The organism is Natronohydrobacter thiooxidans (assembly GCF_001884735.1).
GTDB classification, from domain to species: Bacteria; Pseudomonadota; Alphaproteobacteria; order Rhodobacterales; family Rhodobacteraceae; genus Roseinatronobacter; species Roseinatronobacter thiooxidans_A.
Genome location: NZ_MJAP01000034.1, coordinates 458732 through 485394 on the forward strand (window position 1 = coordinate 458732; position 26663 = coordinate 485394).

The 26663-nt window shown below is 65.0% G+C and carries 26 protein-coding genes; 14 read left to right on the plus strand and 12 right to left on the minus strand.

Features of this window, described 5'->3' with window-relative positions:
* Positions 1–41: 41 nt before the first annotated feature.
* Positions 42–302 (minus strand): hypothetical protein, encoded by a 261-nt coding sequence (locus BG457_RS16860; RefSeq protein WP_071798737.1) that lies wholly within the window; start codon positions 300–302, stop codon positions 42–44.
* A 124-nt stretch (positions 303–426) separates the two neighbouring features.
* Here BG457_RS16860 and BG457_RS16865 point away from each other — a divergent pair, with 124 nt between their 5' ends.
* The gene (locus tag BG457_RS16865; RefSeq protein WP_071798738.1) at positions 427–792 is read left to right on the plus strand and encodes a hypothetical protein; all 366 of its coding nucleotides are present in this window, start codon (positions 427–429) and stop codon (positions 790–792) included.
* Between the two features lie 48 nt (positions 793–840).
* On the opposite strand, the gene BG457_RS16870 is transcribed toward BG457_RS16865, so the two are convergent.
* From BG457_RS16870 to BG457_RS16880, 3 genes are all read right to left on the minus strand, one after another.
* On the minus strand, positions 841–1209 hold the full coding sequence (locus BG457_RS16870) for a DUF6746 family protein (protein WP_071798740.1): 369 nt from the start codon (positions 1207–1209) through the stop codon (positions 841–843).
* Positions 1210–1524: 315 nt separating this feature from the next.
* Positions 1525–3240 carry a methionine--tRNA ligase gene (gene metG / locus BG457_RS16875; RefSeq protein ID WP_071799270.1) on the minus strand — a complete coding sequence of 572 codons (1716 nt, stop codon included), beginning with the start codon at positions 3238–3240 and terminating at the stop codon, positions 1525–1527.
* A 231-nt stretch (positions 3241–3471) separates the two neighbouring features.
* Positions 3472–4833: a FliI/YscN family ATPase gene (locus BG457_RS16880; RefSeq protein WP_071799271.1), complete on the minus strand. Its 1362-nt coding sequence runs from the start codon at positions 4831–4833 to the stop codon at positions 3472–3474.
* Positions 4834–4932: 99 nt separating this feature from the next.
* Between BG457_RS16880 and BG457_RS16885 the strand changes: the two genes are divergently transcribed.
* The 11 genes from BG457_RS16885 to BG457_RS16945 all read left to right on the plus strand — a co-directional run bounded on the left by BG457_RS16885 (position 4933) and on the right by BG457_RS16945 (position 13459).
* Positions 4933–5313, plus strand: a complete 381-nt coding sequence (locus BG457_RS16885) for a FlgB family protein (protein ID WP_071798742.1) — start codon at positions 4933–4935, stop codon at positions 5311–5313.
* A 1447-nt stretch (positions 5314–6760) separates the two neighbouring features.
* On the plus strand, positions 6761–7153 hold the full coding sequence (flgC, locus tag BG457_RS16895; RefSeq protein ID WP_071798746.1) for a flagellar basal body rod protein FlgC: 393 nt from the start codon (positions 6761–6763) through the stop codon (positions 7151–7153).
* Positions 7154–7201: 48 nt separating this feature from the next.
* Positions 7202–7489 (plus strand): flagellar hook-basal body complex protein FliE, encoded by a 288-nt coding sequence (fliE, locus tag BG457_RS16900; protein WP_071798748.1) that lies wholly within the window; start codon positions 7202–7204, stop codon positions 7487–7489.
* 12 nt (positions 7490–7501) lie between these two features.
* Positions 7502–7768, plus strand: coding sequence for a flagellar biosynthetic protein FliQ (locus BG457_RS16905; protein ID WP_071798750.1), 267 nt, complete (start codon positions 7502–7504; stop codon positions 7766–7768).
* A gap of 3 nt (positions 7769–7771) precedes the next feature.
* A complete protein-coding gene (locus BG457_RS16910) occupies positions 7772–8488 on the plus strand; it encodes a flagellar hook-basal body complex protein (protein ID WP_071798752.1) in 717 nt (238 codons plus the stop codon).
* An 18-nt stretch (positions 8489–8506) separates the two neighbouring features.
* Positions 8507–9292, plus strand: coding sequence for a flagellar basal-body rod protein FlgG (gene flgG, locus BG457_RS16915; protein ID WP_071798754.1), 786 nt, complete (start codon positions 8507–8509; stop codon positions 9290–9292).
* Entirely contained in the window at positions 9292–9723 is a 432-nt protein-coding gene (gene flgA, locus BG457_RS16920) for a flagellar basal body P-ring formation chaperone FlgA (protein ID WP_084657696.1), read from the plus strand. Before flgG ends, flgA begins: the two co-directional genes overlap by 1 nt.
* 62 nt (positions 9724–9785) lie before the next feature.
* The gene (gene flgH, locus BG457_RS16925; protein WP_071798758.1) at positions 9786–10514 is read left to right on the plus strand and encodes a flagellar basal body L-ring protein FlgH; all 729 of its coding nucleotides are present in this window, start codon (positions 9786–9788) and stop codon (positions 10512–10514) included.
* 27 nt (positions 10515–10541) lie between these two features.
* A complete protein-coding gene (locus BG457_RS16930) occupies positions 10542–11012 on the plus strand; it encodes a flagellar basal body-associated FliL family protein (RefSeq protein ID WP_071798760.1) in 471 nt (156 codons plus the stop codon).
* Between the two features lie 521 nt (positions 11013–11533).
* Complete coding sequence (locus tag BG457_RS16940) at positions 11534–12103, plus strand: nucleotidyltransferase family protein (RefSeq protein WP_071798765.1); 570 nt, start codon at positions 11534–11536, stop codon at positions 12101–12103.
* A 75-nt stretch (positions 12104–12178) separates the two neighbouring features.
* Complete coding sequence (locus BG457_RS16945) at positions 12179–13459, plus strand: aminopeptidase (RefSeq protein ID WP_071798767.1); 1281 nt, start codon at positions 12179–12181, stop codon at positions 13457–13459.
* Here the strand turns inward: BG457_RS16945 and BG457_RS16950 are convergent.
* The 7 genes from BG457_RS16950 to kynU all read right to left on the minus strand — a co-directional run bounded on the left by BG457_RS16950 (position 13435) and on the right by kynU (position 21270).
* The gene (locus tag BG457_RS16950; protein WP_071798769.1) at positions 13435–13788 is read right to left on the minus strand and encodes a hypothetical protein; all 354 of its coding nucleotides are present in this window, start codon (positions 13786–13788) and stop codon (positions 13435–13437) included. The two genes, BG457_RS16945 and BG457_RS16950, sit on opposite strands and share 25 nt — an antisense overlap.
* Complete coding sequence (locus BG457_RS16955) at positions 13779–14867, minus strand: EscU/YscU/HrcU family type III secretion system export apparatus switch protein (RefSeq protein ID WP_071798771.1); 1089 nt, start codon at positions 14865–14867, stop codon at positions 13779–13781. Before BG457_RS16955 ends, BG457_RS16950 begins: the two co-directional genes overlap by 10 nt.
* Positions 14864–15643, minus strand: coding sequence for a flagellar biosynthetic protein FliR (locus tag BG457_RS16960; RefSeq protein ID WP_071798773.1), 780 nt, complete (start codon positions 15641–15643; stop codon positions 14864–14866). The genes BG457_RS16955 and BG457_RS16960 overlap by 4 nt, the downstream gene beginning before the upstream one ends.
* Positions 15640–17727 (minus strand): flagellar biosynthesis protein FlhA, encoded by a 2088-nt coding sequence (gene flhA / locus BG457_RS16965; protein ID WP_245771024.1) that lies wholly within the window; start codon positions 17725–17727, stop codon positions 15640–15642. Before flhA ends, BG457_RS16960 begins: the two co-directional genes overlap by 4 nt.
* On the minus strand, positions 17724–18437 hold the full coding sequence (locus BG457_RS16970) for a transglycosylase SLT domain-containing protein (RefSeq protein WP_245771025.1): 714 nt from the start codon (positions 18435–18437) through the stop codon (positions 17724–17726). Before BG457_RS16970 ends, flhA begins: the two co-directional genes overlap by 4 nt.
* Before the next feature lie 248 nt (positions 18438–18685).
* The gene (locus BG457_RS16975; RefSeq protein ID WP_071798776.1) at positions 18686–20032 is read right to left on the minus strand and encodes an oligosaccharide flippase family protein; all 1347 of its coding nucleotides are present in this window, start codon (positions 20030–20032) and stop codon (positions 18686–18688) included.
* A gap of 44 nt (positions 20033–20076) precedes the next feature.
* Complete coding sequence (gene kynU, locus BG457_RS16980; protein WP_071798778.1) at positions 20077–21270, minus strand: kynureninase; 1194 nt, start codon at positions 21268–21270, stop codon at positions 20077–20079.
* Positions 21271–21699: 429 nt separating this feature from the next.
* Here kynU and BG457_RS16985 point away from each other — a divergent pair, with 429 nt between their 5' ends.
* Complete coding sequence (locus tag BG457_RS16985) at positions 21700–23271, plus strand: Re/Si-specific NAD(P)(+) transhydrogenase subunit alpha (RefSeq protein ID WP_071798780.1); 1572 nt, start codon at positions 21700–21702, stop codon at positions 23269–23271.
* An 18-nt stretch (positions 23272–23289) separates the two neighbouring features.
* On the plus strand, positions 23290–24792 hold the full coding sequence (locus BG457_RS16990; RefSeq protein ID WP_071798782.1) for an NAD(P)(+) transhydrogenase (Re/Si-specific) subunit beta: 1503 nt from the start codon (positions 23290–23292) through the stop codon (positions 24790–24792).
* Between the two features lie 127 nt (positions 24793–24919).
* Here the strand turns inward: BG457_RS16990 and BG457_RS16995 are convergent, their stop codons facing one another.
* Positions 24920–26356, minus strand: coding sequence for a caspase family protein (locus BG457_RS16995; protein WP_071798784.1), 1437 nt, complete (start codon positions 26354–26356; stop codon positions 24920–24922).
* Positions 26357–26663: the final 307 nt, after the last annotated feature.

A 26663-nucleotide genomic window follows, 5' to 3' on the forward strand; every position in this document is an offset into this window, starting at 1 on the left:
AAATGTGAGTGCGGGGGGGGCGGCGGGCGGAAGGGCAGCGTTCAGCTGCCGCGCGCGCCTTTGCCGGGGTCGAGCCGATAGCTGCCTTCGGGCAGGTTCAGGGCTGCGGCCAGTTCGCGCAATTGCGACAGCGACAGGGTGATGACGACATCATCATCGCTTTGCGGGTCGAACTGGCGGAGTGTCACGCAATCCTCGAACGCGGTGATGATCACATCCTCGCGCAGCGCCTCTGCATGGGGCGCGCCCTCGTCCACGAGGGTGATGACGGTGGCGTCGAAATCGTGCTCGATGGTGAACATGAGAATGATGCTAGTGCAGGGCCGGGCGAGTTGGAAGCGGAAATCCCCGGTTGCGCGAAAATGGCGGTTTGCGCGCTGTGGCGGGCTTGGGTAGGGTGTTGCGGGCAATTGAGCGGGGGAGATCATGAGAAAATGCATCTGGGCGATGGCCGGTGTGATGGGCGCGGGGGCGGCGCTGGCGGATACTGCGCAGTTTGACGGCACCTATGCGATTGATCCGGCGGCGCGGGACTGTCTGGTCGGGCAGGGCGATGTGCCGGGGGCGGCGTTCCGCATCGAGGAGGGGCAGTTTTTCGGGATCGAATCGGTCTGTCGGCTGGCCAATCCGACCAATATCCGCGACATGAGTGCGGCGCGGCTGTTCGATCTGCAATGCAGCGGCGAGGGGGCGGAATGGTCGGACCGGATCCTGTTGATGAAGCTTGATGACGGGAGCCTGCTGCGGGTGGTGAACGGGCTGGCTTTCACCAACCCGCTCTGCCCGGAGTGACGCGGGGCTGATCGGGCGCCTTCGCCGTGATGGCGGATGCGCCGCCCGTCAGGGCACAAGCTGCTGCGCGCGCGCCAGATAGGCACTGGCCAGTCCGGTGAGTTTCGCGGCATCCACCCCTTCCGAGGCGAGATGGACCTCTTCCAGACGCTCGGCGAGCTCGGTGGCCTCAGTGATGATCTTTGCAAGCGCGTCTTCCAGCGTATAGGTCAGCTGGTGGATATCCTCCATATGGTCCGGGGTCATCGCGGGCTGTGCCAGAATCTCGGCCATGCGTTTGTTATGGGTGGAGAAATTGTCCATGGCTTCGGCCAGATCCGCAGATGTCTCGGCGGCGTAATGGTCAGGCCGCTCTTCGGCAAAGACGGGCATCGCGCCCATGGCCAGTGCAACGATCAGCGCAGTTCTTCGTTTCATGGGAAAGATCCTTCAGCGAGATGTGATAAAACCGGTCACTGGGTGCTGATGGTCATATCAGACTCTGGCTGCCTGAACCTGACGAAATGTATCGGGAAATGATCTGCTGCTGCAAGCGCTTTCGCTGCGGCGTTTCAGCGCTGGCCTGAAATGGGAAATCAGTAGAAAAAACGCATGAAGCGGTTGCGCGCCTGGGGTGAGGGAGAGAGCGCCCGCTCAGCGTGCCCACCCACCCGCCCTTGCACGCTTCGCGGGCGCTGCCCGGGCTGGTTGCCCGGGCGGGCACTATGGCTGCGGTGCTGTCTGCCGCAGCTTTCAGCGCTGGCCTGCGAAACGCGCTTCCCATTCCGCGCGTTGCTCATCGGTGATCTTGGCGAAAAGCACCTCGGGGACTGTGAAGGCATGGCCGGGTTTGAGCGTGTCGAGGGCTGCCGCGACATCAGCGGGCCATGACCAGTTGTCAGACTGCATGTCGGCCATGATGCGCGCGCTCGCTTCGGGGATGAAGGGTTGCGACACGACCGCATAGAAGCGGATCAGGTTGAGCGCGAGGCGGATCTGTGCAGCGGCAAGGTCGGGGTCACTCTTGAAGCTGGACCAAGGCGCGGCCTCTTGCAGGTATTCATTGCCCAGAACCCAGAGCGCGCGCAATTCGCCTGCGGATTTGCGGATTTCCATGGCTTCCATATGGGTCTCGTAAGCGCGCAGGCGGGTGGTCAGATCAGCGATGAGTTGATCTTCGCGCGCGCCGGTGGTGCCGCCGGTCGGGACGGTTTCGCCGAATTTCGAGCGGCAGAATTTGGTGACGCGGCTGACCAGATTGCCCAGCACATCGGCCAGATCCTTGTTCACGGAACTCTGGAAATTCTCCCATGTGAACTCGGAATCGCTGTTTTCGGGGGCGTGGCTGAGCAGCCACCAGCGCCAGTAATCGCTGGGCAGGATCGAGAGCGCCTGATCCATGAACACGCCGCGCCCGAGCGAGGTCGAGAATTGCCCGCCATCATAATTCAGGTAGTTGAAGGACTTGATGTAATCGACCATTTTCCACGGCTCGGCGGAGCCGATGAGGGTGGCGGGGAAGCTGAGCGTGTGGAAGGGCACATTGTCCTTGCCCATGAATTGCACATAACGCACATCCTCTGCGCCCTCGTCCCTGCGCCACCAGCGCCGCCATGCGCTGTCATCAAGCCCCTGTGCATCGGCCCATTCGGCGGTGGCGGCGATATATTCGATGGGGGCGTCGAACCAGACATAGAAGACCTTGCCTTCCATGCCCTGCCAGGGCGCACCCTCGAATTGCACCGGTACGCCCCAGTCCAGATCGCGGGTGATGCCGCGATCCTGCAGCCCGTCGCCATCATGCAGCCATTTCTTGGCAATCGAGGTGGTCAGCACCGGCCAGCCCTGCTGGCTGTCGATCCATTGGTCCAGCGTGTCGCGCAGTTTCGACTGGCGCAGATAGAGATGGCGGGTTTCGCGCACTTCGAGATCGGTGGCGCCGGAAATGGCGCTGCGTGGGTTGATCAGGTCGGTCGGGTCAAGCTGTTTGGTGCAGTTTTCGCATTGATCGCCGCGCGCGCGCTCATAGCCGCAATTGGGGCAGGTGCCCTCGATATAGCGGTCGGGCAGGAAGCGGCCATCGGTATGGGAATAGACCTGTTTTTCCGCGACTTCCTCGATCAGACCGGCCTCGCCCAGCTTTGCCGCCAGATGCTGGGTCAGGGCGTGGTTGCGGGCGCTGGAAGAGCGTCCGTAATGGTCGAAGGAGAGCGCGAAGCCGCGCGCAAGATCGGTCTGGACCGCGTGCATGCGGGCGCAATAGGCGTCCACGGCCTCGCCCGCCTTGGCGGCGGCAAGCTCTGCGGGCGTGCCATGTTCATCGGTGGCGCAGATGAACATGACCTCATGGCCGCGCGCGCGGCAATAGCGGGCATAGAGATCGGCGGGCAACTGGCTGCCGACGAGATTGCCCAGATGCTTGATCCCGTTGATATAGGGCAGGGCCGAAGTGATCAGGATGCGCGCCATGTCTTTCCCCGAAGGCTGAGTTTTGCCGCTCATGTAGTGCAATTCGGTGGCCGAGGGAAACCGGTTTTCGACGCGGGCGGTGGCCTGTGGCCCGGGGGCGGGATGCGGGGGCGCTTCCGGGGCTGGGATATCGCGGCGGAGAAAGCGCCCGCTCATGGCCCGCCCCCCCTGCCCATGCCATTCGCGGGCGCTGCCCAAGCGAGGGCGCATGGGCGGGCAATCTGCGCGCGGTCAGGTTCCGGGCCGTTGGGGCGGTTTCGCTGTGTGTTTTGCGGTCGGCTGGGGCCTGGGGGGCGGCTCCAGACACTGCGCGAGCCGGGCAAACGCGCCCTTGATGCCTGCGGGGGCGGATTCGGCGATGAAAGCATCGAGCGCAGGCCATGTGGCGATGGCGCGGTCCACCAGCGGGTCGGAGCCGCGCTCGTATAGCCCCGCCTGCACCATCATTTCCGCGCGGTCATAGGCGCCGAGCAGCCGCCGGGCCTCGGCAATCCGGGCGTTTTCCTCGGGGGTTGCGCAATGTGGCAGGGCGCGGGAGACCGAGCGCAGCACATCGATCGCGGGAAAGCGCCCGCGCTCGGCAATGGCGCGGTCCATGACGGTATGGCCATCGAGCACGCCGCGCAGGATATCGGCGACGGGTTCTTCCATGTCGGAGCCCGCCACCAGCACGGTGAAGATCGCAGTGATCGCGCCCAGCCCGTCGCGCCCCGGCCCCGCGCGTTCGGCAAGCGCCATGATGCGCTGCGCGGTCGAGGGCGGGAAGCCGCGCAGCGAGGCATCCTCGCCCGCGGCAAGGGCCACTTCGCGATGCGCCTCTGCCAGCCGGGTGATGCTGTCGGTCAGAAGCAGCACATGCCTGCCCTGATCGCGGAAATGCTCGGCCACGCACATGGCGGCCTGCGCGCAGCGCCGCCGCGTCAGCGGGGGCTGGTCGGAGGTGGCGGTGACGATGACCGCGCGCGCGAGCCCGTCCGCGCCCAGCACATCCTCGATGAAATCGCGCAATTCGCGGCCGCGTTCGCCCACCAGCGCGATGACCACCAGATCGGCCTGCATATGGCGCGCGAACTGGCCTAGAAGCAGGGTCTTGCCCACGCCCGAGCCCGCGAAAAGCCCGATGCGCTGGCCTGCGACCAGGGGCAGGAGCGTGTTGAACACGGCCATGCCGGTGTCGAGCCGCTGCCCCAGACGGCCGCGCCGCGCAGGTTCGGGCGCGGGGCTGTCGAGGGGCCGGTCCTGCGCGCCGCGCAGCAGCGGGCGGCCATCGAGGGGCTGGCCGTAAGGGTCGAACACGCGGCCGATCCAGCTGTCATCGGGGGCAATGCCGCGCGCGGGGCGCAATTCGGCGCGGTCGTCAATCGCCAGCCCGTCGCGCGGGCCATCGGGCAGGGCCTGCACCTCCTCCGGGGTCAGGCGCAGGATTTCGGCCCCGATCCGGCTGCCATTGCGGGTGCGGATATCCAGCCAGTCGCCGATCCGGGCCGCATCGGTCAGCCCGCGCACCGCCAGCATCTGCCCGTCCACCCGCGCGACCCGCCCCGAGATGCGCAGCGCGCTGAGGTCGAGCACCTGCGCGCGCATTTCGTCCATCAGATCCATCGCTTGAGTCGCTCTTTTTTTGTGCCGCTTACCGATCCTTAAGCGAATCACTCTTAAAAACGGGTGTATGGACCCAAGGGAGAAACCCTCATGTTCGAGATACCCGATGTGATGCGCATGGCGCAGGCGATGGCCCGTCATGCGGCGGCGCGCCAGTCGGTGATCGCCGAGAATATCGCGCAGGCCGATACGCCGGGATATCGCGCGCGGGATCTGGCGGGATTCGGCGCCAGCTATCAGGCGGCGAGGGCGCTGAAGGCCACGCGCCCGGCGCATCTGGACTGGGGGACGGCGGGCGCAGGGCCGGGGCCGCAGGTGGATCGCGCGGCGCCGTCATTCGCGCCCAATGGCAACACCGTGTCGCTGGAGCGCGAGATGATGCGCGCGGCAGAGACCCGCCAGAGCCATGAGCTGGCGCTGGCGATCTATGGCTCGGCGCGCAGCGTGTTGCGTCTGGCGCTGGGGCGATAGGGGGCGGGGATGGGCGGACTGCGTGACAGGGATGCGATCAGCGCTTCGGGGATGGCGGGGCGGGCGTGCAGGCCGGGGCCTGTGTTGGAGCTTGCCGCCGATACGGGCATGCCGGGTGATCGGTGCGAGAGGTTCGGTTTCCGGGCCGGGACCGCTGGCGCGCGCGGCAGGGCGCGGGGGAACCGTGGCCGGGCGTTTGGGCGATGGGGCGCGGACAGGGGTAGTCTGTTGGTCGACGATGCTCTCCGTGCCTCGGGGATGGAAGCGCAGGTGCGCAGGCTGCGGCATGAGTCGGAGACGAGCGCGCATGCGGTTTTGCCGGGTGATCGGTGCGCGTGGCGTGATTTCCGGGCTGCGACCAGCGGCGCGGGCGGCAGGGCGCGGGGGAACCGTAGACCGGTGCGCCCCGTGCTGCGCAGGGCGCTCGGGCGATGGGGTGCGGACAGGGGCGCTCTGTTTGACGACGATGCTCTCCGTGCCTCGGGGATGGAAGCGCAGGTGCGCAGGCCGCGGCATGTCTCGGAGTTTCGCGCCTGTGTAGGCATGCCGGGTGATCGGTGCGCACGGCGTGATTTCCGGGCCGGGACCGCTGGCGCGCGCGGCAGGGCGCGGGGGAACCGTGGCCGGGCGTTTGGGCGATGGGGCGCGGACAGGGGTAGTCTGTTTGTCGACGATGCTCTCCGTGCCTCGGGGATGGAAGCGCAGGTGCGCGAGCTGGGGCATGAGTCGGAGACGAGCGCGCATGCGGTTTTGCCGGGTGATCGGTGCGCGTGGCGTGATTTCCGGGCTGCGACCAGCGGCGCGGGCGGCAGGGCGCGGGGGAACCGTAGACCGGTGCGCTCCGTGCTGCGCAAGGCGCTCGGGCGATGGGGTGCGGACAGGGGCGCTCTGTTTGACGGCACTGCGACCCGCGCCCCGGGGATAGCGGCGCAGGTGCGCAGGCTGGGGCATATGTCAGAGACGAGCGCCTGTGCGAGCATGCCGGGGTATCTGGGCGCGCGAGGTGCTTTCGGGGCTGAGACCGCGGGCGTGAGTGGCGGGGCGCGGGGGAACCGTGGACCGGTGCGCAGCGTGCTGCGCTTGGCGCTCGGACGATGGGCAGCGGGGGCGGCGCTCTGTATGGCAGCGAGGCACCCCCCCTCGGGGATGGAAGCGCAGGCGCGCGGGCTGGCGCATGTGTCGGATCACAGTGCCAATGCGGGTATGCCGGGCTGTTGGGGCAAGAGTATTGTGATCTGCGGGCCGGGAGCGCCTGCGCGCAGCATGGGGCCATACAGCGATACTGGCGCCCTTGCCGCAGGCGGGACCGCGCGCGCGGCATGGCGGGATCAGGTGGCGCTGCAGGTCATGTGCCGGTCGGCGGGACTGCGCGTGCGGCATGGCGTCAGGGCTCCGTGGCTCGGCGCCCGCTGTGCTGCACTTGGCGCTCGGGCGACAGGGGGCGGGCATGGGCAATCTGTTTGATGGTTTTGCGATCAGCGCCTCGGGGATGGAAGCGCAGGCGCGCAGACTGCGGCATGTCTCGGAGAATATCGCCAATGCCGACACGCCCGGTTACCGGCGCAAGACCATTGATTTCCGGGCCGAGATCGACCGCGCGAGCGGGCTGGCGCGGGTCAGGACGGGGCCGGTGCAGCTCGACCGGCGCGAATTGCCGCGCGTCTATGATCCGGGCCATGCGCTGGCCGATGCGACCGGCTTCTATGACGGATCGACGGTCGATCTGATGATCGAGATCGCCGATGCGCGCGAGGCCGGGCGCAGCTATGAGGCCAATCTGCGCGTTTTCGACCAGACCCGGCAGATGGCGCAGGGATTGCTGGAGTTGTTGCGCCGCTGACCCCCATTCAAGCCCCGTTAACCCCCATTCCAGAAAGGAATAAACCCCATGAGCATCGCGGCCAATCTTGCCATTCAGAGCTATGACACCGCGCGCATTGCCGCGAAACCCGCCGCAGCAGAGCGCAGCGAGGCGGCGTTCGGGGCGGCGCTGGGCAATTTCGCGACCGGGTTGCATCAGGCGGAAGTGGCGGCGCGCAGCACGATGATCGCTGGCGCCGATCCGCATGCGCTGGTCGAGGCGCTGGCGGCAACGGAGCTTGCGGTGGAAACGGCGGTATCGGTGCGCGACAAGGTGGTGGAAGCCTATCTTGAAATCCTGCGCATGCCGGTCTGAGGGGGCGGGGCGATGCAGGAGACCCTTATCTATGACACGCTGCGGCAGGGGCTCTGGGTGGCCACGATCATCGCGACCCCGATCCTGGCGGCGGCGCTGATTTCCGGGGTTGCGGTCGGGCTGTTTCAGGCGCTGACCTCGATTCAGGAAATGACGCTGACTTTCGTGCCGAAACTGGCGGCCATCGTGCTCGTGTTCTGGGTGTCGATGAGTTTCATGACCGCGACGCTGGTCGATTTCTTCCGCCACGAAATCCTGCCGCTGATTGCGGGGGTCTGAGCGATGGACAATGCCGCCTATATCACGCTCACACGGATGAGCGGGCTGCGCCGCGAAATGCAGGTGATCGCGCATAATATCGCCAATGTCTCGACCACCGGATTCCGGCGCGAGGGGGCGGTGTTTTCGGAATTTGTTGTGGGCACCGAGCGGCATGAGCCGTCGCTGTCGATGGCGCTGGGCAATACGCGCCAGACCTATCAGATGCAGGGCGCGCTGTCCCAGACCGGCGGCACCTTCGATATCGCCATCGAGGGCGAGGGGTTTTTCCTGCTGGAGAGCGCGCGGGGGCAGCGGCTGACGCGGGCGGGGGTGTTCACGCCGGGCCCGGCGGGGGAACTGGTCAATATCGACGGGTACCCGCTGCTGGATGCGGGCGGGGCGCCGGTTTTCGTGCCCCCCGATGCGCGCGCCGTGGCGCTGGCGCGCGATGGCACCTTCTCGGCGGATGGTCAGCCCTTCGCCCAGATCGGACTGGTGCGCCCGGTCGATCCGGTCACCATGTCGCGCGAAGCGGGGACGCTCTTTGTCGTCAATGGCGAGATCGAGCCGGTCGAGGCGCCGATGCTGCTGCAGGGCTTCATCGAGGAATCGAATGTCAATCCGGTGATCGAGCTGGCCCGCATGATCGAGGTGCAGCGCGCCTATGAGCGCGGGCAGAAATTGCTGGAGAGCGAGGATGAGCGGATCAGATCCGTGATCCAGACGCTGGGAAGGTAAAGAAAGGGGCGCAACCACATGAAATCACTTCATATTGCCGCAACTGGCATGAGCGCGCAGCAGATGCGTGTGGATACGATTGCCAATAACCTCGCGAATATGAGCACCACCGGTTATAACGCGCGGCGGGCGGATTTCGCCGATCTGCATTATCAGCAATTCGCGCGGCCCGGTGCGATTTCGGCCGCTGACGGGACGGTGCTGCCGACCGGCGTGCAGGCGGGGCTGGGGGTGCGGCCCGCGGCGATCAGCATGCAGATCCAGCAAGGGGCCTCGAACCAGACCGGGGGCGATCTGGATCTCGCCATCGAGGGGCGCGGCTATCTGGAAGTGACCCTGCCCGATGGCACGCAGGGATTTACCCGCGATGGTGGGCTGAAACGGACCGGGGACGGGCTGATTGTCACCTCGGACGGCTATGAGGTGGCGCCGGGGATCGTGATCCCGAATGATGTGCGCGCGCTCTCGATTAATCCGCAGGGCGAGATCCATGGCTATTTCGCGGGCCAGATTCAGCCGCAACTGCTGGGGCAACTGACGCTGGCGGGTTTCGCCAATGAAAAGGGGCTGGAGGCAATCGGCTCGAACCTGTTCATCGAGACCGAAGCCTCTGGCCCGGCCAATGTCGCGGTGCCGGGAACGGAGGGGCTGGGGCGGCTGCGGCAGGGCTATCTGGAGGAAAGCTCGGTCGATCCGGTGCGCGAGATGACCGAGCTGATCAAGGCGCAGCGCGGCTATGAGCTGAATTCCAAGGTGATCACCGCGGCCGATCAGATGATGGGCGCAACTGTGCAGGTGCGCTGATGCGCTGGCTGGTGCTCCTGCTGCTCTGGCCCTTGGGGGGGTATGCCGAAACGCTGGTGGCGACGCGGCTGATCCGCGCGGCGGAGGTGATCGGCCCCGGGGATGTGATGCTGGCCGCCCCGGCGGTGGCGGGGGCGGCAAGCGCGCCGGGTCAGGTGATCGGGCTGGAGACGCGGGTGGCGATCTATCCGGGCCGCCCGGTGCGGCTCGCGGATCTGGGCCCGGCGGCGGTGATCGAGCGCAATGAGATCGTGCGCATGGTCTACCGGCGGGGCGGGCTGATGATCCTGTCGGATGGCCGGGCCATGGCGCGCGCGGGGCTGGGCGAGCGGATCACGGTGATGAATCTCGCCTCGCGCCAGTCGGTGCAGGGGATCGTGGCCTCTTCCGGGCTGGTCGAGGTCGAAGGCTCCATCGGGCTTTGGCAATGATAACAGAATTTTAAGGCGCAGGGTTCATGCTGGTTTCATGCTCTTGTCACAACAGGCCCCCGATGATGCGATTGCTGTTTTCCTGCCTTCTCTGCGCGCTTGTCACGGGCTGTTCGCCGCTGCGCGAGGTCGGGCGTGCGCCGGGTTTCACCCCGCCCGATCAGACGATGGAACATGCCGCGCTTTACCGCATCCCGCTGCCCGAGACGAGCGAGGCGCGGCGCGCTGTCGACAATGCCTCGCTCTGGTCGGCGGGGCAGCGCTCGCTTCTGGGCGACCGGCGGGCCTCTCGCCAAGGGGATATCATGACCGTGGTGATCGAGATCAATGACAGCGCCGAGATTTTGAACAGCACCGCGCGCGGGCGCACGGGGTCGAACAGCATGGCGGTGCCGCAATTCTTCGGCATCCCGCAACTGATCGACCGCAACCTGCCCGGCGGGCTGGCGCTGGGTGCGGGGATTGAAACAGCCGGGTCGAGCACGTTTTCGGGCAATGGCTCGGTGCGGCGCAACGAGAAGCTGACGCTGCGGGTGGCCTCGACCGTGGTTGAACGGCTGCCCAACGGGGTGATGCGGATCGAGGGGCGGCAGGAAGTGCGCGTCAATCACGAACTGCGCGAGCTGTTGGTGACGGGCTATGTGCGGCCCGAGGATATCTCGCGCCAGAATGAGATCACCTATGACAAGATCGCGGGCGCGCGGATTTCCTATGGCGGGCGCGGGGTCATCTCGACGGTGCAGCAACCGGGATATGGGGCGCAGATCACCGAGATTCTGGCCCCGTTCTGACATTGGGTCGCGAGAAGGAGGCCCGCCATGGCCAAGCTGATCCCGGTTCTGCTGATCCTGCTGGGCCTTGGGCTGGGCACGGGCGCGGGGCTCTATCTGCGGCCCGCCCCCGAGGTCGGGGCCGAGGATGATGAACTGGCGTTGCCCCCCGCGCTGGCTGCGGATGAGATCCTGGGCACGCTGGAATTCGCCAATCAGTTCATGGTGCCGCTGGTGATCGAGGGGCGGATTGCCTTTGTGGTGGTGCTGAAACTGGCGCTGGAGATCCCGGAGACGCAGCGCGCCATGGTCGCGGCCAATATCCCGCGCCTGCGCGACAGGCTGCTGCAGGTGCTGTTCGACCATGCCAATTCGGGCGGGTTCGAGGGGATGTTCACCGATCACGACAAGATGGGCCCGCTGCGCCGCGCGCTGCTGGAGGCCGCGCAGCAGATGCTGGGGCGCGAGGCGGTGCGGGGGGTGCTGATCACGGATATGCTGCGGGTCGGCGCGTCGTGATTTTGGCGCGCGCTGATGGGGGCGCGGTGTGATCCGGGGGGTATGGCCTCTCGCCCGTGCTGATGGGGGTCTGGTGCAGGATGCGCCCGGCTGTCTGGGGCCCTTGCGGCGCGCGCTGCCGGAGGCCGCGCAGCAGATGCTGGGGCGCGAGGCGGTGCGGGGGATCAACCGCGCGGCTGTGAGGCCATCGGTCGGATATGCTGGCGCGGTGAGTGATTTGCCGGTTTTTCTTGGGGGCCGCTGTCCGGCAATGCCCCTGACGGACTGTCGAACCTGACCGGTAAGGCAGCATATGCGGGCGGGAGAAAAGCCGCGCTGGGCCCGGTCGCGGGTGGGCGCTCCTGCCGGTTTGGGCTGGGCAGTTTACGCTGCGGCATAGTCCGACGGCATTGCGACCTGCGCCGGGCGCTGCACGGCGAAGCGCGAAGCGTCTTGTTCCCGCGCGGGGTGTCTCTGCATGCCTCGGTAACTCGGAGATTGCTGCCATTGATCAATGCCATCGCTTCCGCCAAAGTCGGCGCATGCCAGCATCAAAGTCCAACTGGGTGTCCGACCTGCTACGAGCCGACCAGCTTCGCTGGCAGGCCCTGGGGATTGTTGAGGCGCTTGAGCTGCCGCAAGGCTGCATTGGTGCCGGATTCCTGCGCAACCTTGTCTGGGATCATCTTCACGGCGCTGCCTCCGATTGTCGTCGGGAAGATATTGATGTGCTGTTCTATGACCCCGCCACGACCGATCCCGCCTATGATGCGGAACTCGAAAGGGCGCTCCGCGCCTGCGCGCCCGGGCTGAACTGGTCGGTCAGGAATCAGGCCCGGATGCATCTGCGCAATCATGACGCGCCTTATATCTCGGTCGAGGATGCCATGCGTTTCTGGCCTGAAACCGCAACCGCCGTCGCGGCAGAGCGTTCGGGCAATGCCTGTATCCTTACCGCGCCATTTGGCCTTGATGATCTGAAAGGGCTGATCCTGCGGCCCAGCTCTGCCGCGCCGCATAAGCTGGCGGCCTTTCAGGCGCGCGTTCAGGCGAAGAACTGGCGCGGTCGATGGCCGAAGCTGCGGGTCATTGGTGTGAGCGACCACGCCTGACAGGCGATCCGGCTCGGGGCTTGACCTTGGGCGGGGGCTGGCGCAGCTTGTGGGTTCGCGATGACAGGAGTTCCCATGCCCCATGATGCCGCCCGACCCGCCAGTGACAGAAGTGACGCGGCTGCGCTGGACCCGCAATTTCTGGACCGTCTGGCGGAACTGGCGGTGCGCACCGGGCTGAACCTGCAGCCGGGGCAGGATCTGGTGATGACGACGCCGGTTGCCGCCTTGCCGCTGGCGCGGGCGATTGCGCGCGCGGCGTATCGTGCGGGGGGCGGGCTGGTGACACCGATCATCAGCGACCGCGACATGACGCTGGCGCGGTTTGAACAGGGCGCAGAGGCGAGTTTTGACCGCGCGCCGGGCTGGCTCTATGAGGGGATGGCCAAGGCGTTCGAGGGCGGCGCGGCGCGGCTGGCGCTGGTGGGCGAAGACCCGATGCTGCTGGCCGGGCAGGATGCCGCGCGTGTGGGCCGGGCCAATCGCGCCAATGCACTGGCCTACCGTCCGGCGCTGGCGGCGATTGCGGGGTTTCATATCAACTGGTCGATCATTTCCTGCCCGACGCCGGATTGGGCGGGGCGGATGTTCCCGGACCTGCCGCCCGCGCAGGCTTTGGAGCAACTGACCGAGGCGATTGCGCTGACCGCGCGGCTGGACCGGCCCGATCCGGTGGCGGCCTGGGCCGAACACAATGCGGCCTTGGCGCGGCGCTGCGCGATGCTGAATGCGGCGCGGTTCGATGCGCTGCAGTTCCGCGCGCCGGGCACGGATCTGAGGGTCGGGCTGGCCGAGGGGCATTTCTGGCAAGGGGGCGCTTCCGAGGCGCGCAATGGCGTGCGCTGCAATCCGAATATCCCGACGGAAGAGGTGTTTACCACGCCGCATGCGGGCCGGGTCGAGGGCCATGTGCGCGCGACGAAGCCTCTGTCGCACCAAGGCAGCCTGCTGGAAGAGATCGAGATGGAGTTCAAGGACGGGCGCGCGGTGGCGGCGCGCGCGGCGCGCGGGCAGGATGTTTTGCGCGAGATGCTGGCCACGGATGAAGGCGCCGCGCGTCTGGGCGAAGTGGCGCTGGTGCCGCATGGATCGCCGGTGTCGCAGACCGGGCATCTCTATTTCAACACGCTGTTTGACGAAAATGCGGCCTCGCATATCGCGATGGGGCAATGCTATGCGTCCTGCCTTGAAGGAGGCGAGGGGCTGTCGCCGGAAGAGATTGCCGCGCGCGGGGGCAATGAGAGCCTGATCCATGTGGATTGGATGATCGGGTCGGAGCGCATGGATGTGGACGGGCTGAAGGACGGCGCGGAGCCGGTCGCGCTGATGCGTCAGGGGGAATGGGTGACGCGCTGAGAGCGGCGCGCGGCGAGCGTGGCCAGTGCCTGCGCACGACCGAAACTGCGCGCGGTGCGGGCGCGTTGGTCGAGCATAAGGGCGGTTTGCTGCGCGAGGGTGATGTTCAGGCTTAGCCGCTGCTGCGTGGCCCATGCGAGATGCGCCTGCCGCGCGGCGAAAAGCGCGGGGTCTTCGGCCAGCGGCAGGGGCCGGGTCAGTTTTTCCAGCCTTGCGCGGCTCTCGTCGCGGGCGGCGGCGAGTTTTTTCAGCCGCGCCATGTCGTGATCGCGCTTCAGCTCGGCCAGAATTTTCAGCCGGTGCAGGCGGGTTTTTTCGTTCAGCGCCATGGCGATTTCCGGGCCTTGGCGCGCATGGCTTCGGCGAAACGGATCGCGGTGGCGACAGCGGCGAAGTGATCGGGGCGGATTTCCTGCCCGATTTCGACCGTGGCATGCAGCGCGCGGGCGGTGGGCGGGTCGGAATGGACCGGCACGCCTGCGGCTTCGGCGCGTTCGCGGATGCGGGCGGCGATCTCATCGACGCCCTTGGCCACGCAAATGGGTGCGCCCGGGTCGGTGGGCGACCATTTCAGCGCGACGGCGTAATGGGTGGGGTTGACGATCACCACAGCGGCTTGCGGCACATCGGCGAGCATCTGGCTGGTGGCGATCTCGCGCCCGCGCCTGCGGCGTTCGCCCTTGGCATGGGGGTCGCCCTCGGATTGTTTCATCTCGTCGCGCATCTCTTTATGCGACATGCGGTTCTTGCGCAGATGCTCGGCGCGTTGCCAGAAGAAATCGATCGCGCCGATGACCAGATTGACGGTGAAGACCAGCGCGAGGAAGCTGACGACCAGCCCCATGAGTTCGCGCGCGGCGAGCGCCGGGGTGAGATGCATGGTCAGCAGGATCACCGGCAGATGGTGCATCAGGAAGAGCCAGAGCACGGTCGAGATCACGCCAAGCTTGACCGCGCTTTTGGCGAATTCAAAGAGGCCATTGCGGCCGAATTTGTTCCTGGCGTTGCTGACCGGGTTCAGGCGCGAGGTCTTGGGCAGGAGTTTTTCAGGCGCGAAGATCACCGCGCGCTGGGCGAAAAGCGCGGCCCAGACCATGAGGAAGGGCAGCAGCACCAGCGGCAGGAGCGCGAGCGCGACATTGCCGATCAGCCCGCCGGTGAGGGGGCGGGCATGGGCGGTCATGAGGGAAGCGAGCGTGTCGGATTGCGCAAAGAGTGTCATGCCGGTATCGCCCAGCCGGGTCAGCGAGATCTGGCCTGCGGCAAGGGCGGCGATGAGCAGGCCCAGATAGGCGGCAGCGGTGTTGATATCGGTCGAGCGCGGCACTTCGCCCTTGCGGCGCTGTTCGTCGAGCTTGCGCTCGGTGGGCTCAAACTCCTTCTCGCTGCTCTGGTCTTCGGTGCTCATGGCAGGGGCCGGGTGGGGTCGATGAGGAAGCCGCGGAAGCTTTCGTGCCAGATGGGCAGGATCAGGGGGGCGGTGAGCATGAGGACCGCGAGCCCGGCCCATGTGATTGCGGGGGCACCCACGAAGGCGACCATGAGTTGCGGCATGGCCTTGTTGATCGCGCCGAGGGCGACATAGAAGAGGAGCGACAGGATCACGAAGGGCATGGCGAGGGTAAAGGCCAGCGTGAAGGCGCGGGCGGTCTGCGCCAGCCCCCAGTCGCCGAGGCTGGCCGCATCAGGGAAGCGGGCGGGCGGAAAGATGCTGTAGGACAGAAGGATCAGTTCCGCGACGGCGACATGCAGATCGGCGGTGACGGCAAGCGCCAGCCCGGCCATGACGAGGATCTGCGCCATGGCGGGTTGCGGATCGACGCCCGCGCCGCCGAAGAATTGCGACAGCGACGTGGCCTGTGCGGCGATGGTGCCCGCGATCTGCAGTGCCATGGTGAAAAGCCGCAGGCCCATGCCGAGGGCGAGGCCCGCCGCGGCCTCGGCGGTGATGAGTTCCAGCAGCGGGCCGGGGGCCGTGGGCGCAGGCGGCATGACAGGGGCGAGCGCGGGGGCGGTGATGGCGGTGAAGGCGAGGGTGAGGCCAAGGCGGATGCGGACCGGCACGACCTGTTCGCCAAAGGCGGGGAGAAGCGCCATCATCGCGCCGATGCGGATGAAAGTGCCGAAGCTAAGCGCGAAGAGATCGGCGAGATCGCTTTGCAGGGTGAGGAGATCGGGGATCATGGCGCGATGGTCCCGACAAGGGCGGGGCGGGCCTCCAGCCCGATTTCCTCGTAAGAGAGGACGGCGGCGGCGAGGCCCTTGGCGGCCATGACCGTGCGCAGGAAGCGGCGGCGGCGGGCCGAGGTGACCAGCGCGGGGGTGATGCCTGATCGGGTCAGATCGGCGAGTTTCTGGGCGATGCGCTCGGTCAGGCGGGCGAAATCTTCGGGCGGCAGGGCGATATCGGTGGCGCCATAATCGCCGGAAAGCTGATAGGTCGAGAAGATCTCTTCCCAATCGGGGTCGAGCTGCAGGAGCGGCAGGGTGCCATCGGCGCGTTTGAGCGGCGCCACAAGCTGGAAGCCAAGGCGCTGGCGGACATGTTCGCAGACCGCTTCGGGGCCTTGCAGGAGCGCGCGGACCTCGGACATGGATTCGAGGATCAGGGGGAGGTTGCGGATCGAGACACGCTCTTCCAGCAAGAGCCGCAGCACACCGAGCAGCAGTTCAACCGGCACCTTGTCGGGGATGAGGTCGGAAAGCAGGCGTTTGTTGGCCTCGGCCCGGGTGCTGTCGGAGAGGCTGGTCATCTCATCCAGCAGCCGGTGCAGGCTTTTGAAGGTGAGGAGCCGGGCGAAATTGGCTTTGAGCACTTCGAGGAGATGCGTGGCCAGCACTTCGGTCGGGCTGACCACGGTCGAGCCTGCAAGCGCTGCCTCTTCCTGCAGCGCGGGGTCGATCCAGCGGGCGGGGGCCTGATAGACCGGTTCCTTCACATCCTCGCCGATGATGGTGAATGTGGCGTCATCCTGCACCAGTGCGAGCATCTTGTCGGGGCGGATGGTGTCGCGGGCCTGTTCGACGCCGTGGATCAGGATGGCGTAGCTGCCTTGCGGCAGGGCGGCGTCATCGGTGAGGCGGATCTCGGGCAGGATCAGGCCGAATTCGCGGGCGATATGGGCGCGGATCGAGGTGATGCGGGCATCGAGCCCGAGCGCCGGGTCGAGCACCATCGGCACCAGATCGGGGGCGAATTTGACGTGGATCTCATCGAGGTCGAGGACATCGCCCATGCCCCGGCGCGGGGGATCGGGCATGGTGTCGGGGGGCGCCGCTGACTGTGCGCGCTGCGCTTCGGCGTGGCGGCGGGCGAGCCATGCCAGCCCGATCAGAAGGGCGGAACCGGCGAGGAAGGGCGCGAAGGGCAGGCCGGGGATGAAAGCGAAAATCGCCATCAACAGGCCCACGGTCGCCAGCGCTGAAGGGTAGCGGCCAAGCTGGTCGAAAAGCTGGATATCGGTCGCGCCATTCGCCCCCCCGCGCGCGAGCAGGAGGGCCGCGGCAATCGAGATGATCACGGCGGGGATCTGGCTGACCAGACCATCGCCCACGGTCAGGATGGCATAGGTCTCGAACGCGGCCGAAAGGGTCATGCCATGCATCATCGTGCCGTTGATCAGCCCCATGACGATGTTCAGAAGCGTGATCAGCAGGCCCGCAATCGCATCGCCCTTGACGAATTTCGAGGCACCATCGAGCGAGCCGTAGAAATTCGTCTCGGCCTGTTCGGTCTCGCGGCGGCGCTTGGCTTCCTGATGGTCGATGGCGCCTGCCGACATGTCGCTGTCGATGGCCAGCTGTTTGCCGGGCATGCCGTCGAGGGCGAAACGCGCGCCGACTTCGGCCATGCGGCCCGCGCCCTTGGTGATGACGATGAAATTGACGATCAAGAGGACCAGGAAGATCACCACGCCCAGAAAGATCGAGCCGGACATGACGAAACTGGCGAAACCCTGAATCACGCCGCCTGCGGCATGGGTGCCGGTATGGCCTTCGCCGATGATGAGTTTCGTGGAGGAGACATTGAGCGAAAGCCGCAGCATGAGGGACGCCAGCAGCACGGTCGGGAAGATCGAGAAATCGAGCGGGCGCTGGATGAAGAGGGTTACGGTGAACATGAGGATCGCCAGCGCGAAGCTGGCGGCGAGGCCGAGATCCAGGAGCCATGCCGGGATCGGCAGGATCATCATGCCGATCACCGCCATCAGCGCGAGGGCAAGCAGGATCGTGGGGCTGAACAGCGTCTGCGGCGTGAGTTTGATCATTGGCTGGCGCTGAGCCGGATCAGGGGTTGGGCGGCGCTGGTGGCGATGGGCACGAGCGAGCCCATGCGCTGCGCGCCGCCCGGTTGCAGCAGGCTGTAGCGGTTCTCGCGGATGGCGGCGATTTGCGGGGTTTCGGGGGCGCTGCTGCCGCGCAGGGCGCGGAAACGGGTGATATAGCGCGCGGCCAGTGTGGGGGTGGCAGAGTGATAGGCGCCGGCTGCGGCCTCCCACGAGCCGAGACGGGCATGGTGCCGACGCAGCAGGCGGGCGGCGTAATCGGCGTTTGTCTCGGGGTCGATCATCGCGTCGAGCGTGGCGAAGTTATGGCCATGCCAGTGGTAATTGACCTGAAAACAGCCAAGGTCGATATTGTGGCGGCCCTGATCGATCTGGGCGCGGGCGAGGGACAGGGCGGCAGTGCGGCTGTAAGGCCAGAAACCCGGCCCGCCCATATTGAGCGCCCATGGCCAGGGCTCCATCCGGCCATTCCGGCGGCGTCCGGTTTCGGTGAGGGTGATGGCGCGCAGCACATCGAGCGGCACGCCATGGCGCTGGGCGGCGTTGCGGGCAGCGATGTCGCAAAGCTGTGCGGGATTGGCGGCGCGTATCAGCGAGGGCCAGAGCAGGATTGCGGCGATGATGCCTGCTGCCGCACCAAGGCACATATATTGCGCCCATTTGCGTCCGCGATTGCCCTGTAGTCCCGCCACGCGCGCCCCCCTGGTGCTGCCGGGGCATCCCTTCTGGAATGCCGCGCCTGCTATTGGGCCTGATTCTGATTGAGATTTGGTAAGCGCGGGCGGCGGGGCGGGTTTGACATCGGCTTGGGCCGGGTCCGGGGGCGTGCGGCCTGGCGCGGTCAGAAGCGCCCGCTCACGGCCCGCCCACCCCCCCATGCCATTCGCGGGCGCTGCCCGGCGAAGCCGGGCGGTTTTGTCCGGGGAGTGGGCGCGCAGGATCAGATCGGGGCGATCAGCGGCAGGATCAGGTCGAGATGCAGCGCGACCATGGCCGCGCCCGCGACAAGGCCAAGGGCGAGGAAGATCGCGTCATGGCGGCGGTCCCAGACGCCCATGTCGCGGGCGAGGCGGGCCATGAACGGATAGGCGAGGAGCGCGGCGAGCGCCTGACCGGCCAGCGCGCCGGGCAGCCCGGCCAGCATGACGCCGAAGATGAAGAGCGCGGTTTGCAGGCTGGCGCGCAGCGCCATCATCTGGAAGAAGCGCCGCGATTCGCCGCGGGCCAGCGCTGCCTGATCATAGGTGAGCGTCACCAGCGGCAGGAGGCTGGCGGTTGCGATCATCACGATGATCGGCCCGGCCTGCGTGTAGCGGTCGTCATAGAGGAAGGTCACGAGCCATGGACCGATCAGGGCGAGGGTGATCAGCATGGCGGCCACGAGGCTGGTGAGGATGATCCGCAGCCGTCTGATGCGGGCATCCTGCGCGGGATTGGCGGCCTCTGCGCTTTCGCGGTAGGCGGGGATCAGCAGGCGACCGATCAGGGCATTGGCGAAGAGGATCGGGAAAGAGGCGAGGAACCAGCCGATATTGTAGATGCCCAGCCCCTCGATGCTGAGGGTGAGGCCGAGAATGGCGCGGTCGCCCTGCGCCATCAGGAAACCAAAAGCCGAGGAGAGCAGGATCCAGCCGCCGAAGCTGAGCAGGGCGCGGCCCGCCGCGCTTTCCCAGCGCAGGCGGTTCGGGGGGCCGGGGAGGGTGGTCCATTCGAGCGCGAGTTTCAGCGCGGCAGTGGCGAGCGCGCCCCAGACCAGCGCCCAGACGCTGCCGGTCGCATAGGCCAGCGCGATCATCAGCAGGATGCCTGCGCTCTGCGCGGCGAGTTCGATGGCCATGATCCGGCCCAGCAGGAGATGGCGCTGGGCAGTGTAGATGCGGGTGGGGGTCAGGCCGGAGAGCACGAGCGCGAAGGCCCCCACCGGGACGATGGTCTTGAGATCGGGCGCGTCATAGAGGGCGGCGGCGGGCCATGCGAAGGCACAGGCGATGAGCCACAGCAGCACGCCGCGCAGGGCGTTCAGCGTCCATGCGGTGTTGAGGAAATCGGGATCATCGCCGCGCGCATGGCCCATGATGGATTGCTGCACGCCGGTATCCGACAGGAGCGTCAGCCCCATCAGGATCATGGTCAGCAGCGCCATCAGGCCGAATGCCTCGGGGAACAACAGCCGCGCGAGGATCAGGTTCGAGCCAAACCGCAGCGCCTGTGCGATGACGAAACCGCCCGAGGTGAAGGCAGCGCCGCGCAGAAGGCGCGTGATCAGGGGCTGGGCGGTCGGGCTCATGCGCGGGGCTTTGGCGGCAAAAGACGGCAATCCTGTGGCATGGATCAGGTGACTTTGGCGCGGGCGTGGAATTCGGGGCGGTTCCATGCGTCTGTGGCCATGATCCGGGCGAGGGTTTGGGCGGCCTGTTCGACATCCTCGGGGGTGAGGTAGAGGGGCGTGAAGCCGAAGCGCAGGATATCGGGGGCGCGGAAATCGCCGACCACGCCTTGGGCGATCAGGGCCTGAATGATGGCATAGCCCTGAGGGTGGCGGAAGCTGACCTGGCTGCCGCGCTGGCTGGCGTCGCGGGGGGAGGCGAGGGTGAGGCCGGGGCAGCTGGCCTCGACTTTGGCGATGAAGCTTTCCTGCAGCGCGATGGAGCGGGCGCGGAGCGCCTGCATATCGACGCCCTCCCAGACATCCAGCGCCGCATCGAGGGCGGCGAGTTGCAGGATCGGGGGGGTGCCCACACGCATGCGCTCGATGCCGCGTCCGGGGCGGTAATCGAGGTCAAAGGCGAAGGGCGCTTCATGGCCGAGCCAGCCCGAGAGCGCGGGGCGGGCCTCTTCGGCCAGACGCGGGGCGATATAGATGAAAGCGGGGCCGCCGGGGCCGGAATTGAGGTATTTATAGCTGCATCCGACGGCGAAATCGGTATTGGCGCCGGTGACATCGACCGGGATCGCGCCTGCGGAATGGGCGAGATCCCAGACCACCAGCGCGCCTTTCTGGTGCGCTTTCGCGATCAGCCGGGCCATGTCGTGTTTGCGGCCGGTGCGATAATCAACCTCGGTCAGCAGCAGGACGGCGATGGTGTCGTCGATGGCGGCTTCGACATCTTCGGGGGCGACGGTTTTCAGGCGGTAATCCGGGCCGAGGGTGCGGCAGAGGCCATCGGCCATATAGAGATCCGAGGGGAAATTGCCGGTATCCGAGAGGATCACGCGGCGCTCGGGGGTGAGTTCCAGTGCCGAGGCCAGCGCCTGATAGACCTTGATCGAGAGCGTGTCGCCCATGGTGACGGTGCCGGGGGGCGCGCCGATCAGCCGGCCCACGCGGTCGCCGACGCGGGCGGGCAGGTCCATCCAGCCGGCGCGGTTCCAGCCGGTGATGACCATTCTGCCCCATTCTTCGGTGATCGCCTGCGTCACGCGGGCGGCGACGCCTTTGGGCAGGGGGCCGAGCGAATTGCCGTCGAGATAGATCATGCCTTCGGGCAGGTCAAAACGCGCGCGGGTGGCGGCGAAATCGGTCATGGGGCGGTCCTTTCTGCTTGGGCTATCGGTGGCGCTTGTGCGCGGGACAGTCAAGGTGGCAATGATCGGGCGCCTGGGTAGAGGATCGCGGGAGACCGCAATGCTGCGGTCTCCCGTGCGGGCGGAAGCGCCCGCTCATGGCCCACCCGCCCGCCCTGTTGCCATTCGCGGGCGCTGTCCGGCTGCGCCGGACGGGGAACCCTGGCTGCGGGGGCATTGTGCAGGGGCTTGGGGCGGGCGCGGCTGCGGCCGGTTTTCGTGCTGGTGGCGCGCGGATTCGCGGCGATGCGTCGCAGCTTGTGACGCGACGGCATTTCGCAATATTGCCTGCTTGTGCAAGAAAGTTGCGCAGGTTATTGAGGCCCGATGCCATCTGGGCCGGGATTGCGCTGCTTTTCCCGGTGAACCTGAACGAAAGGGGGACGACGCGTGAAAGTCGGGGCGTTGAAGGAAATCAAACCGGGCGAGGCGCGGGTAGCGTTGACACCTGACAGTGCCGCACAGATCCGGAAACTGGGCCATGAGTGCTTCGTGCAATCGGGGGCCGGGCTGGCGGCGGGCTTCAGCGATGCGCTGTATCAGGCGGCGGGCGTGACTGTCTGCGCTGACGCGCAAGCGCTGGCGGAAGCGGTGGATGTGGTCATCAAGGTGCGCGAGCCCGAGATGAGCGAGATTGATCTGCTGCGCGAAGGGCAGACGCTGATTTCCTTCTTCTGGCCTGCGCAGAACGCGGAGATGCTGGAAGCCGCGAAAGCCCGCGGCGCGACCGTGGTCGCGATGGATATGGTGCCGCGGATTTCCCGCGCGCAGAAGATGGATGCGCTCTCTTCCATGGCCAATATCGCGGGCTATCGGGCCGTGATCGAGGCGGGCAATAATTTCGGGCGGTTCTTCACTGGTCAGGTGACGGCGGCGGGCAAGATCCCGCCCGCGCGGGTGCTGATCGTGGGCGCGGGTGTGGCCGGTCTCGCGGCGATCGGGACCAGCGTCAGCCTCGGCGCGATCACCATGGCCTTTGATGTGCGCCCCGAAGTGGCGGAACAGATTGAATCGATGGGCGCGGAATTCGTGTTCCTTGAATTCGACGAGGCTGCCACCGATGGCGCTGAGACGGGCGGTTATGCGGCCCCGTCCAGCCCCGAATTCCGCGAGAAGCAGCTGGAGAAATTCCGCGAACTGGCGCCCGATGTCGATATCGTCATCACCACCGCGCTGATCCCCGGACGCCCGGCGCCGAAGCTCTGGACCGAGGATATGGTGCAGATGATGAAGCCGGGTTCGGTCATCGTCGATCTGGCCGCAGAAAAGGGCGGCAATTGCGATCTGACGGTGATGGATGAGCGGCTGGTCACGGAAAACGGCGTGGTGATCATCGGCTATACCGATTTCCCGAGCCGGATGGCGGCGCAGGCCTCGACGCTTTATGCGACGAATATCCGGCATATGCTGCATGATCTGACCCCCGGCAAGGATGGGGTCATCAACCATAATATGGAAGATGACGTGATCCGGGGCGCGACGGTCACGCATGAGGGCGCGGTCACGTTCCCGCCGCCGCCGCCCAAGGTGAAGGCGATTGCCGCCAAGCCCAAGGAAAAGGTCAAGGAACTGACGCCGGAAGAGAAGCGCGCGAAGGAGATCGCGGCTTTCAGATCCGAGACCAGGATGCAGGTCGGGCTTCTGCTCGGCGGTGCGGCTTTCGTCATGGCCGTGGGGCTGGTGGCGCCGGAAAGCTTCATGCGCAATTTCATCATCTTCGTGCTGGCGGTTTTCGTGGGCTTCCAGGTGATCTGGAAGGTCAGCCATTCGCTGCACACGCCGCTGATGGCGGTCACGAATGCGATCTCTTCGATCATCATCGTGGGGGCACTGCTGCAGATCGGCTCGACCTCGGGGCTGATCACGGTGATGGCGGCGCTGGCGCTCCTGATGGCGGCGGTGAATATCTTTGGCGGGTTCATGGTGACACGGCGCATGCTCGCCATGTTCCAGAAATCCTGACGGCAGGAGGAAGAAGAGATGGATTTCGGATTTACAGTTGCGGCCTATGCCGTCGCAACAGTTCTCTTTGTCCTGTCGCTGGGCGGTCTTTCGGGGCAGGAAAGCGCCAAGCGCGCGATCTGGTACGGGATTGCCGGGATGGCGGTTGCGGTGCTGGCGATGCTGGTCGGGCCGGGCTCTGGCCTCTGGCTGCTCTCGCTGGTGCTGATCGCCATTGGCGGCGTGGTGGGCTGGCAGCTGGCCACCCGCGTGCAGATGACGCAGATGCCGGAACTGGTGGCTTTCATGCATTCGCTGGTCGGTCTGGCCGCAGTGCTGGTCGGTCTGAACGCGCATCTGGAAATCGGGCGCGTGGCCACGGAGTTCATGGCCGAGGGTCTGCCCTTTCCGCAGCCCAAAGGGCTGATGTCGGTTCCGGCCTATGAGCTGTGGCTGAGCCTGACCAATTTCGCCGCCATCATCGGCAAGAAAACCGCAGTGGAAATCACCATTCTGCGGGTCGAGCTGATGCTGGGGATCTGGATCGGGGCTGTGACCTTTACCGGCTCGATCATCGCCTATGGCAAGCTGGCGGGGCGGGTGGATTCGGCGGCGAAGAAACTGCCGGGCGGGCATATGCTGAATGCCGGGGCGGCGATTGGCTCGCTGGTCGCGGCGGGGCTCTATCTGGCCTTTGCCGAGAGCGCGGGCGCGTCGATCTTCTTTCTCTTCGTGCTGACGGCGCTGGCGCTTTTCATCGGCTACCATCTGATCATGGGGATCGGCGGCGCGGATATGCCGGTGGTTGTCTCGATGCTCAACAGCTATTCCGGCTGGGCGGCGGCGGCGATCGGCTTCAGCCTTGGCAATGAGCTGCTGATCGTTGTCGGCGCGCTGGTGGGCTCTTCGGGGGCGATCCTGTCCTATATCATGTGCAAGGCGATGAATCGCAGCTTTGTCAGCGTGATCCTGGGCGGCTTTGGCGGCAGCGCGGGTCCGGCGATGGAGGTCGAGGGCGAGCAGGTGGCGATCAATGCTGATGGTGTGGCGACGGCGCTGAACGAGGCCGACAGCGTGATCATCGTTCCGGGCTATGGCATGGCGGTGGCGCAGGCGCAGCAATCGGTGTCGGAACTGACCCGCAAGCTGCGCGCCAAGGGCAAATCGGTGCGCTTCGCCATTCACCCGGTGGCGGGCCGTCTGCCGGGGCATATGAATGTGCTCCTGGCCGAGGCCAAGGTGCCCTATGACATCGTGCTGGAGATGGACGAGATCAACGAGGATTTCCCGTCCACGGATGTGGTGATCGTCATTGGCTCGAATGACATCGTGAACCCCGCCGCGCAGGAAGACCCGAACAGCCCGATTGCCGGGATGCCGGTGCTGGAAGTGTGGAAGGCCAAGCAGGTGTTTGTCTCGAAGCGCGGGCAGGGGACGGGGTATTCGGGGATCGAGAACCCGCTCTTCTACAAGGAGAATACGCGGATGTTCTACGGGGATGCGAAAGCCTCGGTGGATAGTCTGCTGCCGATGATTGAGTGATCGGTGAGAGATGTGCAAAAGGCCCCCGGTTTGGGGGCCTTTTTTTTGTTGGGGGGAGAAGGAGCCCATCAGAGACATTCAGGCATGCCGCAGCATGGAAGGCATCTGCGTAGTTGCACCATTCAGACTATCGCCCTTGAATGCGCTTAGTCGTACTTTCTATGTGTTCCGTGATCGCTGCCGTTAGCTTCTGGCAGACCTTCTCAACAAGAAATTCAGGATCATCATCCCATTCTAACTTATACCAGCGTCTAACTACTTCAGAACCATCTGGTGCAAACGCCTCCCAGTCTGCAAGAGAATGCTGAGTAAGCACCTCAAATACATAACAGTGTTCGAGGCTCGGTGCGCAACTAATTTCTAGCTGTAGTTGCTTAAGGGCGCGGTACTTAGGAGTAAGTATGATCTTAATTTGCGCTCTTGCGAGCGTGCAATTTAATCGCAGATCATAGTGATCTACCCATTCTTGATTCATCGCGGCCATCATACCTATTATAGCTGACTGAAAGGGTGAGGAGTTCTTCTTCTCTCTTTTAATTTCAGCGGTCACCAGCCGGTCATATCTCTCTTCGCGTGATAGTACGCGAATCATAAACTCTTCGGTACCAGACTCATAGAAGTCTGAGTGATTCTTGATTTCTAAGTCGAAAAATTTCGCAAAATCACTCTCGTTAAATCTATTAGTAACTCCATCAAATATGCTTCCTATAAATTCATCCGCAGCTTCTGGCGTAGCCATTTTTTCTTCGATGGCTGCGAGCGCTTGTGTTGGGGTTAACGGTTCGAATGGCGTTATTTCTAAGCTGCCGTCTTCAGCTGCATCATCAGTGTCATCATCATCCTTAGAAGACCAAACTGTCCCGAGTTTTCTCTTGAAGGTAGCCAGTTTTTTTACGTCGTCGACTAACCGCTCGCGACCGGTGCCTTGGTTGACAAAAAAAGGCGTCTGAGAATCGTTTCCGAGAAACCTATCACGTAGCGCATTTTTGATGTCTGTATAAAATACTTCTCCATCACTTTTTCTAACACATGCTTCTAGGAAGGCCCGAGTGAACTCACTAAGTTTTTCACCAGCTAGGGACGTTTGACTGTCAAGAGATGAGGAAAACTGAAGCACATTCCGTAGTCCGTTCTTTGCGACCTGAGGCACCGCTGGTGCGCCTTTCACCAATGGGGATCCAGAAAAGCAAGCATCAAATACCGTAATAAGGACGCTAGGGGTGGCAGCTCTAAAAATATCTATTAGGTCGCTATGCGATAATCCCGTCTCATTTGGGCGCGAGCCATCGAAATTTGTGCCGCACAGATATAGGTCACCAGCAACGTGGCATCCATGGCCTGAAAAGAAGAAGAAAACCTCTTCGTAATCTTCGCTCAACTGCAACGCCTCTCTCACCGCAGTTCTCATCCCGTCAGCATCTAAATCTACCTTCGATGTGATTTCATCGAACCGCCCAGTTTCTTCCAAAAGTGAAGCGAACGCAGACACATCTTCACGGCAGCATGGAAGATTGTTTTCCTGTGCGTATTCCGCATTTCCGATTAAAACTGCAACTGATTTCACAACCTTACCTCCGTGAGAATGAATCAAGTTGTAGACGCTTCTGAAGCAATGACGTCTCCACATGCACTGGCGTGTAAGCTCTTGTATGTGATATTATGCCGACTGCAAAGTGCGGCGAAATCGTGGGCTGGATGTCAGCTTTTGCATTTGGCTGCGTGCCCATTCGCACACGCAGAGAAGGGCGGCTGTCCTCCCTCCATGTCGTTGATGCCGAAAACGCGAACGATTTTGCGCTGAAGCATCAAACGACCGCAAATCCCGCCTTGCCGACTCTCACCAACACACCCCGCGCGGAATCAAGGCCGCA